At 64.4% G+C, this 14,064-nt stretch carries 15 protein-coding genes; 1 reads left to right on the plus strand and 14 read right to left on the minus strand.

Annotated elements, in window-relative coordinates; genetic code table 11:
- Window positions 1-394 precede the first annotated feature (394 nt).
- The 9 genes from denD to BG57_RS29560 form a co-directional block, all read right to left on the minus strand.
- The gene (gene denD, locus BG57_RS29520) at window positions 395-1,360 is read right to left on the minus strand and encodes a D-erythronate dehydrogenase (RefSeq protein WP_035970632.1); all 966 of its coding nucleotides are present in this window, start codon (window positions 1,358-1,360) and stop codon (window positions 395-397) included.
- 16 nt (window positions 1,361-1,376) lie between these two features.
- Window positions 1,377-2,165 (minus strand): 2-oxo-tetronate isomerase, encoded by a 789-nt coding sequence (gene otnI, locus BG57_RS29525; RefSeq protein ID WP_035970634.1) that lies wholly within the window; start codon window positions 2,163-2,165, stop codon window positions 1,377-1,379.
- Window positions 2,166-2,211: 46 nt separating this feature from the next.
- The gene (ltnD, locus tag BG57_RS29530; RefSeq protein WP_035970635.1) at window positions 2,212-3,105 is read right to left on the minus strand and encodes an L-threonate dehydrogenase; all 894 of its coding nucleotides are present in this window, start codon (window positions 3,103-3,105) and stop codon (window positions 2,212-2,214) included.
- Between the two features lie 22 nt (window positions 3,106-3,127).
- The gene (locus BG57_RS29535) at window positions 3,128-3,832 is read right to left on the minus strand and encodes a FadR/GntR family transcriptional regulator (protein WP_035970649.1); all 705 of its coding nucleotides are present in this window, start codon (window positions 3,830-3,832) and stop codon (window positions 3,128-3,130) included.
- Between the two features lie 94 nt (window positions 3,833-3,926).
- Window positions 3,927-4,265: a thioredoxin family protein gene (locus tag BG57_RS29540; RefSeq protein ID WP_035970636.1), complete on the minus strand. Its 339-nt coding sequence runs from the start codon at window positions 4,263-4,265 to the stop codon at window positions 3,927-3,929.
- A 65-nt stretch (window positions 4,266-4,330) separates the two neighbouring features.
- Window positions 4,331-4,858 carry a chromate transporter gene (locus tag BG57_RS29545; RefSeq protein ID WP_035970637.1) on the minus strand — a complete coding sequence of 176 codons (528 nt, stop codon included), beginning with the start codon at window positions 4,856-4,858 and terminating at the stop codon, window positions 4,331-4,333.
- Entirely contained in the window at window positions 4,855-5,403 is a 549-nt protein-coding gene (locus BG57_RS29550; RefSeq protein ID WP_035970638.1) for a chromate transporter, read from the minus strand. Before BG57_RS29550 ends, BG57_RS29545 begins: the two co-directional genes overlap by 4 nt.
- A gap of 63 nt (window positions 5,404-5,466) precedes the next feature.
- Window positions 5,467-6,411, minus strand: coding sequence for a 2-dehydropantoate 2-reductase (panE, locus tag BG57_RS29555; RefSeq protein WP_035970640.1), 945 nt, complete (start codon window positions 6,409-6,411; stop codon window positions 5,467-5,469).
- A gap of 30 nt (window positions 6,412-6,441) precedes the next feature.
- Window positions 6,442-6,813, minus strand: coding sequence for a hypothetical protein (locus BG57_RS29560; protein WP_174447255.1), 372 nt, complete (start codon window positions 6,811-6,813; stop codon window positions 6,442-6,444).
- Between the two features lie 211 nt (window positions 6,814-7,024).
- On the opposite strand from BG57_RS29560, the gene gndA reads away from it, so the two are divergent.
- Window positions 7,025-8,431 carry an NADP-dependent phosphogluconate dehydrogenase gene (gene gndA / locus BG57_RS29565; protein WP_035970642.1) on the plus strand — a complete coding sequence of 469 codons (1,407 nt, stop codon included), beginning with the start codon at window positions 7,025-7,027 and terminating at the stop codon, window positions 8,429-8,431.
- 48 nt (window positions 8,432-8,479) lie between these two features.
- On the opposite strand, the gene BG57_RS29570 is transcribed toward gndA, so the two are convergent.
- The 5 genes from BG57_RS29570 to BG57_RS29590 form a co-directional block, all read right to left on the minus strand.
- Window positions 8,480-9,601, minus strand: coding sequence for a Gfo/Idh/MocA family protein (locus tag BG57_RS29570; protein WP_035970643.1), 1,122 nt, complete (start codon window positions 9,599-9,601; stop codon window positions 8,480-8,482).
- Window positions 9,598-10,659 (minus strand): sugar phosphate isomerase/epimerase family protein, encoded by a 1,062-nt coding sequence (locus BG57_RS29575; RefSeq protein WP_035970644.1) that lies wholly within the window; start codon window positions 10,657-10,659, stop codon window positions 9,598-9,600. The genes BG57_RS29570 and BG57_RS29575 overlap by 4 nt, the downstream gene beginning before the upstream one ends.
- A 47-nt stretch (window positions 10,660-10,706) precedes the next feature.
- On the minus strand, window positions 10,707-11,669 hold the full coding sequence (locus BG57_RS29580) for a substrate-binding domain-containing protein (RefSeq protein ID WP_035970645.1): 963 nt from the start codon (window positions 11,667-11,669) through the stop codon (window positions 10,707-10,709).
- A gap of 22 nt (window positions 11,670-11,691) precedes the next feature.
- Window positions 11,692-12,708, minus strand: coding sequence for an ABC transporter permease (locus BG57_RS29585; RefSeq protein ID WP_035970647.1), 1,017 nt, complete (start codon window positions 12,706-12,708; stop codon window positions 11,692-11,694).
- Window positions 12,689-14,064, minus strand: a 1,376-nt coding sequence (locus BG57_RS29590; RefSeq protein ID WP_035970648.1) for a sugar ABC transporter ATP-binding protein, incomplete at its 5' end; no start/stop codon positions are given. The genes BG57_RS29590 and BG57_RS29585, both read right to left, overlap by 20 nt.

The raw sequence follows: 14,064 nt of genomic DNA on the forward strand, positions 1-14,064 counted from the left end.
ACGCCTGCATGTACAGGCGTTCGCGGTCGTAAAGCGGAAGCAGTCGCGGGTCCATCAGACGCGCGTTTGTGCGGCCGGGCACCACCGCGCCTTCGGCCACCAGCGGAAACCATCGCCCCGTTCAACTTTGCGGTCCTGAACGACAAACATTGACCGACATCCCGTGAATAAGCCAACCCGACAACTCGTTCGATCACAAACGAGAGGACCACTTGCGCCACCAGGCCAAAAACTGGCCGCAAGCAGTATCAAACGTTTGCTAACGTTTCGATAGGCGGAAAATTCTGAAAATCAGGGAGGGCTTACGGTCGCTTGCGAGGCATGTCCAACGATGCATGTGCCGCAGTGCCAAAGAGTAAAACCGCAATGCCGTGCAGCGCGCACGGCATCGGAACTACGCAGATCGCTCCCCGATATACCCCCGGACCACCTCCACGAACGACCCATCGCCGCTCAGCCCAAGCGCCTCCGCCCGCGACGTGTCCCACGCGCCCGGCCAGCTTCCGACGATCTTCTCGATGCGCTCGTCGCGTTGCCAGTCGATGCGCGCGACCGCTTCATCGCCCGCCACTTCGCGCAAGGCCGCGACCATCTCGTCGACGCTCACCGACAACCCCGGCAGATTGACTACCGGACGATCTCCCAGCGCCGCACGATCCAGCTCGCAGCCGGCGATGAGCGCCTCGATCGCGCTTCGCGGCGACAGCAGCCACAAGCGCGTGCCGCCATCGACCGGACAGATCGAGCGCTCGCCGTTCAGCGGCTCACGAATGATCCCGCTCGCGAACGACGACGCCGCCGCGTTCGGCTTGCCCGGCCGCACGCTGATGGTCGGAAGCCGCAGCACGCGGCCATCGACGAAACCGCGCCGCGCATAGTCGCACAGCAGCAATTCGGCGATCGCCTTCTGCGTCCCGTACGAGGATTGCGGGTTGAGCGCCGTATCGTCGCGAACGATGGCGGGCAGCGTGCCGCCATAGACCGCGACCGAACTCGTGAACACGACGCGCGGCACATGTCCCGACGCGCGGCACACTTCGAGCAGCGCGCGCGATGCGTCGAGATTGATCTTCATCCCGAGGTCGAAGTCGGCTTCCGCCTGACCCGAGACGATCGCCGCGAGGTGGAAGATGGCTTCCGTGCTCGCGTCGACGTGACGTTCCAGCACCGCGCGATCCGAGATGTCGCCGGTTTCGGCGCGCACGCGGGAATCGGCGAGAAGGCGCGCATCGGCGGGACGCGCGACGTCGAGCAAAACCAGTTCGCTAATCGGCTTGCCGTTCAGTTCGCCGCGATCGAGCAAGCGTCTGGCGAGCCGCTGGCCCAAAAAACCGGCGCCGCCAGTAATGAGGATCTTCATTCGCGTCGCTCCTGTGTCAGAGATAGGATTTGAGCCAGCCGAGGCCGTCGGACGTGCCCGCCTTCGGACGATATTCGCAACCGATCCATCCGTCGTAGCCGAGCGAATCGATCAGATCGAACAGATACGGATAGTTGATTTCGCCGATGTCCGGCTCGTTACGGTCCGGCACGCCCGCAATCTGAATATGACCGATGCCCGCGTTGGGCCGCTTCATGTCGCGCTTGAGCTTCACGGCGATGTCGCCTTCGACGATCTGGCAGTGATAGATATCGAATTGCACTTGCAGGTTCGGCGCACCGATTTCATCGCAGATGGACTGCGCTTCGTCCTGACGATTGAGAAAGAAGCCGGGAATGTCGCGTGTATTGATCGGCTCGATCACGATGCCGATGCCCGCGCCTTGCGCCGCCTTCGCCGCATAGTCGAGATTCTTCATATACACCGCGCGATGTTTCTCGCGCGGCTGCTCCGGCGTGATCAGCCCCGCCATCACGTGCAGCTTCTGGTTGCCGAGCGCGGCGGTGTATTCGAGCGCCTTGTCGACGCTCGCCCTGAACTCGTCCTCGCGTCCCGGCAGCGAAGCAATGCCGCGCTCGCCCGCCGACCAGTCGCCCGGCGGCGCGTTGAAAAGCGCCTGCGTGAGGCCGTTGTCGGTGAGGCGCGTCTTGATGTCGGCGGCGGGAAAGTCGTACGGAAAGAGGAATTCGACCGCCTTGAAGCCGTCCTTCGCGGCGGCGGCGAAGCGGTCGAGGAACGCGTGTTCCGGGTACATCATCGTGAGATTGGCGGCGAAGCGGGGCATCGGGTGTCTCCTTGAATGGGTGGTCGCGGCAAGCCGGGCGGCGCCGTCACTTCGCGCTTTTGGGAACGTCGATGCCCGGAAAGATCTTGATGACCGCGATATCGTCCTCGCCGCCGTGGCCCGCCGTCGACGCCATCATGAACATCTGATGCGCCGCCGCCGAAAGCGGCAGCGGAAACTTCGACGTGCGCGCGGTATCGAGCACGAGGCCCAGGTCTTTCACGAAGATATCGACCGCGGAAAGCGGCGTGTAGTCGCCCGACAGAACGTGCGGCACGCGGTTCTCGAACATCCACGAATTGCCGGCGCTATGCGTGATGACATCGTAAAGCGCGTCCGGGTCGACGCCCTCGCGCAAGCCGAGCGCCATCGCTTCGGCCGCCGCCGCGATATGCACGCCCGCGAGCAGTTGATTGATGATCTTCACCTTCGATCCCGCGCCGTGTGCGTCGCCCAGGCGATAGACCTTCCCGGCGATCGCGTCGAGCACGTCCTCGCAGGCGGCGTAGGCATCGGCGGGGCCGGAGGTCATCATCGTCATTTCGCCGGATGCCGCTTTCGCCGCGCCGCCGGAAACGGGCGCGTCGATCATCAGCAGACCCAAGGCTTCGATGCGCTTGCCGAGTTCCACCGCGAAGCCCGGCGCAACCGTCGCGCAGGCGAGCACGACGCCACCCGGCTTCATCGCGGGCGCCGCGCCGTTATCGCCGAACAGCACGGCTTCCGTCTGCGCCGCATTGACGACGAGCGTCACGACGACATCGCACTTGGCGCCCAGCTCCGCCGGCGACGCGCACGCGATGCCGCCTTCCGCGGCGAAGGCGTCGAGCACGTCGCGGCGCACATCGCATACATGCACGGCAAAGCCCGCGCGCAGCAGCGAGCGCGCGACGCCCAGCCCCATTGCGCCCAAGCCGATGACTCCCACGTTTCTGGACATGGCGATTCTCTTCGAGTGAAGGTTAGCGGATGCCGGCTTCCGCGAGACGGCGCGCGGCGTTGTAAAGATGCGTCTGGGCGGCGTGACGCGCAAGTGCCGCATCGCCCGCGCGGATGGCGGCGGCGATTTCGGCATGCTCTTCGCGCACTTGCCGCGAGAAGTCCTCGCGCAGCGCCTCGTTGCGGCGCGTGACGAGCGTGCCCGCTTCCAGATATTGATTCAGGAAGGCGAGCGTCTTCAGGAAATACGGATTGCCGGTGGCGTTCGCGATCTCACGATGGAACGCCACGTCTTCAGCGACGCCATCGCGGCCTTCGCGCACCGCTTCGTCGATGCGGGCGAGCGCGGCCTCGATGGCGGCGAGTTGCGCATCGGTGCGGCGCAGCGCGGCCTCGGCGGCGACTTCGGCTTCGATCGCCCGGCGCAGCGCGAGAATCTGCACGACCGCGCCCGGCTCGACCGCCTGCGCATAATCGATGCGCAGCGGCCGGATGCCCGCCCGCTCGACGATGAACACGCCGCTGCCCTGCCGCGGCTCGACCATGCCCTCGTTCTTGAGACGCGAGACGGCCTCGCGAATCACCGTGCGGCTCACACCGAACTCCTGCGCGAGCACGGCTTCGCTCGGCAGCTTGCCTGTCGCGGCGAAACTGCCCGTCTCGATCAGCTTCTGCAACTGCTGCGCGACCGTATCGGAGAGCGCGCGGGGCGAGATTCTTTCGAACATGCGCGGCGTCGTGGCATCGGAAGTCATCGGGTTATCATACAAGTTGACGCCGCGCATGTCTCTTCGGCGATAACCCTTAGCCCTTAAACCGCGATCATTCCGCCAGTGGCTCGTCGATGAGCGCGAGCGCGTCGCGAATCTCGCCGACATCGCCGGGGCGCACGAGGCGCGCGACTTCCTTGCCGCCGAGCATGAAGATAAGCGTCGGCCAAAGTTTGACGCGGAAGGAGCGGCCGAGCGGGCGGCCGCTGCCATCCTCGATCTTGATGTGATGCACGCCGCGATGCGCCTGAAACGCCTGCGCGATCAGCGGCTGCGCGGCGCGGCAGTAGCCGCACCAGTCCGTGCCGAATTCGACGACGGTGGGAGCGGTCAGGGCGTCGACTTCGCTGCGATCCGGCGCGGTCTTCGCGTATTCGGTGGTCATGCTCATGGTGCTGTCCTCATCGCTTTCGTTATCCCGCGAAGCAGCAGAAAACCTGCCAGCCCGCGTGCGCTTTACTGCCCGAATCCCGTCAGCCCGATCAGCGCGCCGGCCCCGAGCAGCCATAACGGATGCAGCTTCGTCCGGTAAGCCAGCAGCGCGACGGCGAGCGTGATGCCGCCGAGCATCGCCGTCTGATCGGACGCCTCGGCGATCAGCAACGCGCTCGCCGCGACGAGTCCCACGGTGATCGGCATGAGCCCGAGTTGCACATAACGCCGCCAGGGCCGGTCCTTGAAGCGCTCCCACGCGTGCAGCGCCGCAATCGTGACGAGCGATGACGGCCCGAACTTCGCGATCGACGTGATGAGCACGCCCGGCCAGCCCGCGACGTGCCAGCCGATCAGCGTGACGACCATCATGTTCGGCCCGGGCGCGGCCTGCGCGAGCGCGAAGAGCGCGGAAAAATCGGCTTTGGTCATCCAGTGATGGACCTGCACGACCTGCCGCTGCATTTCAGGAAGGATGGTATTGCCGCCGCCGAACGCGAGCAGCGACAACTGGCTGAAGATGGCGGCTAGCGACAAGAGATCGTCGTTCATCGGCGCACCTTCCACGCGATGAGCACCGAAACGGGCGTGAGCACCAGCATCGACGGCAGCAGCGGCGTGCGGAACAGCGCGATGGCCGCGAACATCGCAAGCGCGACGAGTGCCGCTTCCGGCTTCTTGCGAAGCGGCCACATGAGCTTGACCGACATCGCGATGAGCAGCCCCGCCGCGGCCGCCGCGAGCCCCGCGAACAGATGCGCGACACGCGGATCATGATGCGTGCGCTGATAGACGACGCCCAGCGCGATCACGACCAGCGACGGCCCGACGAGCAGTCCGAGCAGCCCCGCGAGCGCGCCGGGCAGCCCGCGAAAGCGCATGCCGATGGCGACCGACAGATTGATGACGTTGCCGCCCGGAAGAAACTGGCAGAGGCCGAGGAGATCGGTGAACGCGTCGGCATCGAGCCATTTGCGGCGCTCGACGATCTCGCGCCGTGCGAGCGGCAGCGCGCCGCCGAACGCGGTGAGGCCGAGCGTCAGAAAGCCGATGAAGAGTTCGGCGATGGTGGGCTTGGGCGTGTCGTTCTGATGCATGGCGCGCAAGGAATGGCCAGGAAGCGGGAAGCGTACAGCGTCGGATGCGGCTCCCGCAATTGCTCAGCCTTTCGACGCGCGCTCCTCGCGCTCACGCCGCGCCTCATACGCCTTCAGATGGGCGTAAGCCACCGCCAGCAACGACGTTCCGTCGAACGCCGTCTTTCGCCGCGCCAACAGATTGCCGACGATATGGTCCGCTTCGATGGGCGCGTCGTTTTCGATGTCGCGCAGCATCGACGCCGTCATCAGCGAGCCGCGCTCCGAGAAGAACGTCCGCGAGCGCGCGAGCACCGCTTCGCCGGGCGCATGGCCGTTGTCGCCGGCGATACCGCTGCACTCGTCGAAGATTCCGCGCAGCAGTGCTTCCCCGCCCGGCGCGGCCACGATGTCGCCGATGGGCGCGCGCATCAGGCATGTTCCGGCCGCGAGCGTTGCGAGGAACACCCACTTGTCCCACATCGCCTGCAGAATGTTTTCGCTGACGTTCAACTCATAGCCCGCGCCGCTCAATTGCTGTCCGATCGAATCGATGCGCGCCGACCGGCCGCCCGCGCGTTCGCCGATGGTCATCGACTGCATCGTGTTCAGATGAACGATGGCGCCCTGAGCGTCCAGCGTCGCGGCGATCACGCATTGGCCGCCGAGCACTTTGCCGGCGCCGAAGCGCGCGTCGAGCGCATCGAGATGGGCCATGCCGTTCAGGAGCGGCAGAATTGCCGTATCGGGGCCAACCGCGGGCGCGAGCGAATCCATCGCGCCCTGCAGATCGTAAGCCTTGCAACCGAGCAGCACGAGATCGTAAGGCTCGGCGATTTCCTGCGTCAGCACGATCGGCGGATTGCCGATGCGCACATCGCCCTCGGGGCTTCGCACGTTCAGGCCGCCATCGCGCAACTGTTGCGCACGCCGCTCGCGCACGAGAAAAGTCACGTCGCGACCCGCTTCGAGCAGCCGCGCCCCGAAATATCCGCCGATGGCCCCCGCGCCCACTACCAGAATCCGCATGCCTCGCTCCTTGTTGATCGTTTGATTCGCTCAAGCCTGCCACACGCCATAGCCCGCTTCGCGCAAGCCGATTGCCAGCTCCACTTCCATGTCGCGTGCGCCGTCGTAGGGCATCGGGTTGTACATCTCGTACAGATGCGGCAAGAGCCGCAGCCCGTAATCCCGCACGAAGCGGTTCGACTGGATGCCGGCCTTGTGCTTGTCGAAACGCACGTCCGGGTCGACGCCCGTCATCCCGACATAGACGAACGGCTTGCCGAGCACGTAATCCGGGTTCGCACGACGAAAGCGCGCCTCGTTCCAGACCGCGTCCGACAGTTCGACGACATAAACCGAATAGTGATGCGCTCGTGTGCGCCGCGAAAGCGCCATGAAGGATGCGATACGGTCAGGGGCGTCCATTCTATGCCGATGCCCGCGTGCGTGCGCGGCCGCCACCGCTGCCGGATGCCGCCCAAAGTGGTAAATTCGGGCGGTCTGCGCTCGCCCAATGGGCAGGTGTCGGTAGCATCCATGACGCCTCGTGAAGCGCGAGCGCCGCATCCATCCACAGTTTTCATCCGAAGCGCCCGCGCCACGAGCCGCAAGCGCTTCGGTCATTCGGAGATCAAGCATGAGCAAACAAGCTATCGGCGTGGTGGGCCTCGCCGTCATGGGCCGCAACCTGGCCTTGAACATCGAGAGCCGCGGGCACGCCGTTTCGGTCTACAACCGCAGCCGCGCCAAAACCGACGAACTGCTTGCCGAACATCCCGACAAGAAGCTCGTGCCGACGTACACGCTGGAAGAGTTCGTGCAATCGCTCGAAACGCCGCGCCGCATCCTGATGATGGTGAAGGCCGGCGCGGGCACCGACGAGACCATCGCGCAACTGCGCCCGCTGCTCGAAAAAGGCGACATTCTCATCGACGGCGGCAACACGCATTTCACCGATACCATCCGCCGCAATCAGGATCTCGCGAAGTCGGGCCTGCATTTCATCGGCACGGGCGTGTCGGGCGGCGAGGAAGGCGCGCTGAAGGGGCCGTCGATCATGCCGGGCGGACAGAAGGAAGCCTATGAACTGGTCGCTCCGATCCTGCACGAGATTGCCGCGAAGGCGCCGGATGGCGAGCCGTGCGTCGCGTACATGGGACCGGACGGCGCGGGCCACTTCGTGAAGATGGTGCACAACGGCATCGAGTACGGCGACATGCAGCTGATCGCCGAGAGCTACGACGTGCTGAAGCGCGTGGCTGGCCTCTCGAACGAAGAGCTGGGCAAGGTGTATGTCGAGTGGAATCAGGGCGAGCTGGATAGCTACCTGATCGAAATTACGTCGAAGATCTTTGCGAAGAAGGACGAAGAGACCGGCAAGGATCTCGTCGATGTCATTCTCGATCGCGCCGCGCAAAAGGGCACCGGCAAGTGGACCAGCCAGAACGCGCTCGATCTCGGCGCGCCGCTGCCGCTGATTACCGAAGCGGTGTTTGCGCGCGTGCTGTCGTCGCTGAAGGATCAGCGCGTGAAGGCGAGCAAGGTGCTGTCGGGTCCGTCGCCGAAGTTCGATGGGGATCGCGAGGCATTCATCGAATCGGTGCGGCGTGCGTTGTATCTGTCGAAGATTGTCTCGTATGCGCAGGGCTTTGCGCAGTTGCGCGCGGCATCGGACGAGTACAACTGGAATCTGCAGTATGGCGAGATCGCGAAGATCTTCCGGGCGGGCTGCATCATCCGTGCGCGCTTCCTGCAGAAGATCACCGATGCTTACGCGGCTGACAAGAACCTCGCGAATCTGCTGCTCGATCCGTATTTCAGCGATATCGCGGCGAAGTATCAGGACGCGCTGCGCGATGTCGTCGTTGCGGCGGTGAAGGCGGGCATTCCGGTGCCGGCGTTCTCGTCTGCTATTGCCTATTTCGATGCGTATCGATCGGAACGGCTGCCGGCGAATCTGGTGCAGGCGCAGCGGGATTTCTTCGGCGCACATACGTTCGAGCGGACGGATAAGGCAGGGTCGTATCACGCGAACTGGGCGTGATGACGTGAGCCGTTGAACGAGCGGGGCAGCCTCATGGCTGCCTCGTTTTCAATCGATGCTGACCCACCCCCCATCCATCCCGCTACTCCGCAACACGCCCTCCACGAACCTCAACCCCGCGACCCCGTCGTCCACCGTGGTAAGCCACTCATCTCCCTGCGTGGTCCCGCTCGCGATACAAGCCGCCGCATCCGTATAAACCTGCGCGAACGCTTCGATATACCCTTCCGGATGCCCTGCCGGCACGCGTGTCGCATGCAGCGCCTCGGCGCCCTGCACTCGCCCGCGCGTCAAGCGACGCGACGTCCCGCCAACCGGCGTGAACCACAATTCGTTCGGCGACTGCTGATCGAAAGCAAGTCCCGCCTTCGTCCCATACACGCGCAGCCGCAAGCCGTTCTCCTCGCCCGCCGCGACCTGACTCGCCCATAACATCCCGCGCGCACCGTTCGGATACCGAAGCATCGCCTGAACATGATCGTCGACGCGCCGCCCTGGCACGAACGTCGTCACTTCCGCCGATAGCTCCGAAGGCCGCATCCCCGTCACGTACTCCGCAAGCTGATACGCATGCGTGCCGATATCGCCGAGACATCCCGCCGGTCCCGCCATCGACGGGTCCGTGCGCCACGCGGCCTGCCGGTTCGCCTGCGTCTCGACCGGCAACGACAGCCAGTCCTGCGCATACTCCACCTGCACGACGCGGATATCGCCGAGCATGCCCTGCCGCACCATCGCGCGAGCATGGCGTACGAGCGGATAGCCGGTGTATGTGTACGTCACCGCGAACACGAGCCGCTTCGCGCGCGCCAGCTTCGCAAGCGCCTCGCCTTCATCGAGCGATACCGCGAGCGGCTTGTCGCAGATCACGTGAATGCCCGCTTCGAGAAACGCCGTTGCGATCGGCGCGTGCAGATGATTCGGCGTGACGATCGCCACCGCTTCGATGCCATCGGAACGCCCCGCTTCGATGCGCGCCATCTCGCGATAATCGTCGTAGCTGCGCGGCAAACCGATCGCCGCCGCGCTCGACGCCGCCCGCCGCGGATCCGACGACAACGCGCCCGCCACCAGCTCGTAACGATCGTCGAGCCGCGCCGCCATGCGATGCACCGCGCCGATGAACGCGCCTTCGCCGCCACCCACCATTCCCAGGCGCACGCGCTTCATCGCTGCTCTCCGATGCCGAGCACATCGCGCATCGCGTCCTGGCTCGCGCCGCTGCCGGCGAAATCGTCGAACGCCCGTTCCGCCACCCGGATGATGTGATCGCGGATGAACACCGCGCCCTCGCGCGCGCCGTCTTCCGGATGCTTCAACGCACATTCCCATTCGAGCACGGCCCAGCCTCCGAAGTCGTATTGCGCCATCTTCGAGAAGATCGCCTTGAAGTCGATCTGGCCATCGCCGAGCGAACGAAAACGTCCCGCACGCTCCACCCAGCCCAAATAGCCGCCATACACGCCCTGCCGACCGTTGGGACGAAACTCCGCGTCCTTCACATGAAACGCCTTGATGCGCGCGTGGTAGATGTCGATGAACGCGAGATAGTCGAGCTGCTGCAACACGAAGTGACTCGGATCGTAGAGAATGTTCGCGCGCGGATGGTCATCGACCGCGGCGAGAAAGCGCTCGAAGGTCACGCCATCGTGCAGGTCTTCGCCGGGATGCAGTTCGTAGCACACGTCGATGCCCGCGCGATCGAACTCATCGAGAATCGGACGCCAGCGCTTGGCGAGTTCATCGAACGCAGCTTCCACGAGACCCGCCGGACGCTGCGGCCACGGATAAACATACGGCCACGCCAGCGCACCCGAGAACGTGACATGCGCGTTCAGACCGAGCCGCTTCGACGCCGCCGCCGCGTGCTTCATTTGCGCTATCGCCCACTCGGTCCGCGCGGAAGGATTACCCCGCACGTGCGGCGCCGCGAAGCCATCGAACAGCGTGTCGTAAGCGGGATGCACCGCCACGAGTTGCCCTTGCAGATGCGTCGACAATTCGGTGATCGCAACGCCTGCATCTTCGACGGTGCGGCGTATATCGTCACAATACGCATCGCTCGATGCGGCTTGCTCCAGATCGATCAGACGCGCATCGCAAGGCACCTGAATGCCCTCGTAGCCAAGCGATGCCGCCCACGACGCCAGGTTCTTCAACGAATCGAACGGCGCGGCATCGCCCATGAACTGTGCGAGAAAGATCGCGGGGCCCTTGATGGTCTTCATCTTTCGCCTCGATAAGAATGCCGGTCAACGCGTGACCGGCCTGACGCTCAAAACGGCGAGTTCGGGTAGTAGAACTGCTTCGCGTTTTCCTTCGTGATGAGCACCGAAGGAATGATGGTCGTCGGCGGCAGCTTGTCGCCCTTCAGGCGCGCTTCGGCAGTGAGCTTGATCGCGTCGTAGATGAACTTCGGCGAGTACGAGACATCGGCCCGCACGCGCTTGTCGCCGTCCATGATGCGCTTCACGGCTTCCTTCGATCCCGCGCCGCCGAACACTTCCTTGATATCGGTGCGCTTCGCCTGATCGATCGCCTTCAGCACGCCGATCATCATGTCGTCGTCGGCCGCCCAGACCGCGTCGATATGCTTGAAGCGGGTGAGATAGTCCTGCATCACCTTGAACGCGTCATCGCGATTCCAGTTCGCATACTTCGCATCGAGAATCTTGATGTCCGGATACTGTTTCATCACGCCTTCGAAAGCCGCCCAGCGTTCGTTGTCGAGCGTCGTGGGAATGCCGCGCAGCGCGACGATATCGCCCTTGCCGTTGAGCGTTTTCGCGAGGTATTCGGCGGGCAGCTTGCCGAACGCGGTGTTGTCGCCGGCTACGTAGGCATCCTGAGCACTGGTATCGGTCAGGCCGCGATCGACGACCGTCACATACACGCCTTTCTTCTTCACTTGCGCAACGGGCTGCGTGAGCGAGGCCGATTCGAACGGGAAGATCACGAGCGCATTGATCTTGTTGACGGTCACGAGATCCTGCAACTGGTTCGCCTGCTCGGGCGCGCCGCCCGCCGTCTTGACGATGATCTTGAGATCCGGATGCGCCTTCTCCAGCTCCTTCTTCGCTTCGTTCGCCCACCAGACGATGCCGCCTGTGAAGCCGTGCGTCGCAGTCGGAATGGCGACGCCCAGCACGACCTTATCGGCGGCGGATGCGGACGGCGCAACGGCAAACGCGCTCGCCGTGAGCGTCAGCGCGGTGAGCGCGCGGAAGAGTTTCTTCATGACGATGTCTCCTGTTCGAATATTAACGACGGCCACGCTGCAAGAAGGCTACGAAGATGATCACGGCGCCCTGCACCGCCGCGTTCAGATACACACTAATGATGCTCGTCAGATTCAGGATGTTGTTGATGACCGAAAGCAGAATCGCGCCGATGACCGTGCCGATCACGCGCCCCTCGCCGCCCTTGAGCGCAGTGCCCCCGACCACGACGGCCGCGATGGCTTCGAGTTCCCATAGCAGGCCGGTTGTGGGCGTGGCCGAACCGAGGCGCGGCACATAAAGCACGGTCGCCACGGCAACGCACAGGCCCAGCAGCACGTAAGTCGCGATCTTCACGTGATCGACGCGTATCGCCGCATAACGCGCCACCTGCTCGTTCGATCCGATGGCCTGCACGTGCCGCCCGAACACCGTGCGATTGAGCACCAGCGCGCCGCCTCCCGCGACGATGGCGAAGACCCAGATCGGCACCGGCACGCCGAAGAGACTCGCGTAGTACACCGGGCCGTAGAGATCGACGAGCGAATTGTCGAGTGTGAGCGCGCCGCCGTCGGCAAGCCACGTCAGCAGCGCGCGAAACACACCGAGCGTGCCGAGCGTCACGATGAACGGCTCGATGCGCCCCTTCGTCACCAGCAGGCCATGCGCGAGGCCGAACAACGCGCCGAGCACGAGGGCTAGCACGATGCCGAGCGCAAGGATCACGAGCGGCGGCACCGCATGGCCGCTCACGCCCTGCATCAGCCCGTTCATCATGTAGATCATGCTGCCCGCGATCAACGCGGCCATCGATCCCACCGACAGGTCGATGCCCCCCGAAATGATCACGAAGGTCATGCCCACCGCGATGATGCCGATGAACGACGTGCGCGTGAGCACGTTCATCGCGTTGTCCAGGGTGGCGAAGTCGCTGTTGAGCAGCGTGCCGCCAATGCAGAGCGCAATCAGCCCGAGCAGCGGCCCGATGCCGAACAGAATGCGCGAGAACGCCGCGAAACGGCTTTCGCTTTCGGTGTCTTCAGTGTGTGCCGGTCGCATGCGCGATCAACCTCTCTTCGGTCAGAAGGTCCATGCCGAGTGTGGCGACGAGTTCGCCCGCGCGCATTACCGCCACGCGATGGCATAGCCCGATCAGTTCGATCAGCTCGGAAGAAATGACGATCACCGCGCGGCCTTCGGCGGCTAGGCGGTGAATCAGGAAATAGATGTCGCGTTTCGCGCCGACATCGACGCCGCGCGTCGGTTCATCGAGCACGATGACGCGTGGATCGGGATGCAAAAATTTCGCGAGCGCGAGCTTTTGCTGGTTGCCGCCCGACAGCATGCGCGCGCGGTTTGCCGGGTTGCCCGTGCGAATGCCGAAGTCCTTCATCGCGACGCCGAGCGCATCACGCTCCGCACGCTTGTCGATGAACGGCCGCGCGTAGCGTTCGAGCGTCATCATCGTCAGGTTGTCCTTGAGCGCCATGTCGACGTGCAGGCCGCGGCCCTTGCGGTCTTCGCTCAGATACGTGACGCCGTGACGCATCGCATCGCGCGGGCTTTTCAGCGTGGCCGCTTCGCCTTCGATGGTCACGCGCCCCGCGCTCAACGTCCGCAAGCCGACGAGCGCCTCGAACAGTTCGGTGCGGCCCGCGCCGACCAGTCCCGCGAAGCCGAACACTTCGCCCTCGCGCACCGAGAAGCTCACGCCATCGGCCCAGCCCGGCACCGATGCGCCTTCCACTTCGAAAGCGACGCGCGCATCGGCGGCGAGCGCGGGCTTCGGCGGAAACATGTCGGACACTTCGCGGCCGACCATCAGGTTCGCCATCTGCTGCCGCGTCAGGTCCGACGTCGGCGCGCGCGCGACAAAGCGGCCGTCCCGCATCACGATGACTTCGTCCGTCACGCGCTCCACTTCATCGAGCTTGTGCGAGATATAGACGATGGTCGCGCCCGCCTCTTTCAGGCGCGCCATCAGCGCGAAGAGGCGTTGCGTTTCGGACGGCGTGAGGGTGGCCGTCGGCTCGTCCATGATGAGCAGACGCGCATCGCGCAGCATCGCCTTCGCGATCTCGACGAGCTGCTTTTCCGCGACGATCAATTCGCGGACCCTGGTATCCGGATTCTTGTGCAGGCCCACATCGGCGAGCGCGGCGCGGGCGTCGTCGCGCATCGCGGGTTCGTCGAGAAGGTAGCCCTTGCGCAGTTCATGCCCGAGAAACATGTTCTGCGTGATGCTCAGGTGATCCGCGAGATTCAGTTCCTGATGAATCAGTACGATGCCCGCGCGTTCCGCATCGCGCGAACTCGTGAAGTCGATGCGCGCGCCATCGATCGAAATCATGCCCGCGTTCGGGCGCTCGTAGCCCGCGAGGATTTTCATCAGCGTGGATTTGCCCGCGCCGTTCT

This window comes from Caballeronia grimmiae, from assembly GCF_000698555.1.
Lineage (GTDB): Bacteria > Pseudomonadota > Gammaproteobacteria > Burkholderiales > Burkholderiaceae > Caballeronia > Caballeronia grimmiae.

Bases quoted from the DNA above. Each gene is read 5' to 3' on its own strand.
- denD (WP_035970632.1), bottom strand. From the start codon at position 1,360: ATGAAGATCCTCATTACTGGCGGCGCCGGTTTTTTGGGCCAGCGGCTC.
- otnI (WP_035970634.1), bottom strand. From the start codon at position 2,165: ATGCCCCGCTTCGCCGCCAATCTCACGATGATGTACCCGGAACACGCG.
- ltnD (WP_035970635.1), bottom strand. From the start codon at position 3,105: ATGTCCAGAAACGTGGGAGTCATCGGCTTGGGCGCAATGGGGCTGGGC.
- BG57_RS29535 (WP_035970649.1), bottom strand. From the start codon at position 3,832: ATGTTCGAAAGAATCTCGCCCCGCGCGCTCTCCGATACGGTCGCGCAG.
- BG57_RS29540 (WP_035970636.1), bottom strand. From the start codon at position 4,265: ATGAGCATGACCACCGAATACGCGAAGACCGCGCCGGATCGCAGCGAA.
- BG57_RS29545 (WP_035970637.1), bottom strand. From the start codon at position 4,858: ATGAACGACGATCTCTTGTCGCTAGCCGCCATCTTCAGCCAGTTGTCG.
- BG57_RS29550 (WP_035970638.1), bottom strand. From the start codon at position 5,403: ATGCATCAGAACGACACGCCCAAGCCCACCATCGCCGAACTCTTCATC.
- panE (WP_035970640.1), bottom strand. From the start codon at position 6,411: ATGCGGATTCTGGTAGTGGGCGCGGGGGCCATCGGCGGATATTTCGGG.
- BG57_RS29560 (WP_174447255.1), bottom strand. From the start codon at position 6,813: ATGGACGCCCCTGACCGTATCGCATCCTTCATGGCGCTTTCGCGGCGC.
- gndA (WP_035970642.1), top strand. From the start codon at position 7,025: ATGAGCAAACAAGCTATCGGCGTGGTGGGCCTCGCCGTCATGGGCCGC.
- BG57_RS29570 (WP_035970643.1), bottom strand. From the start codon at position 9,601: ATGAAGCGCGTGCGCCTGGGAATGGTGGGTGGCGGCGAAGGCGCGTTC.
- BG57_RS29575 (WP_035970644.1), bottom strand. From the start codon at position 10,659: ATGAAGACCATCAAGGGCCCCGCGATCTTTCTCGCACAGTTCATGGGC.
- BG57_RS29580 (WP_035970645.1), bottom strand. From the start codon at position 11,669: ATGAAGAAACTCTTCCGCGCGCTCACCGCGCTGACGCTCACGGCGAGC.
- BG57_RS29585 (WP_035970647.1), bottom strand. From the start codon at position 12,708: ATGCGACCGGCACACACTGAAGACACCGAAAGCGAAAGCCGTTTCGCG.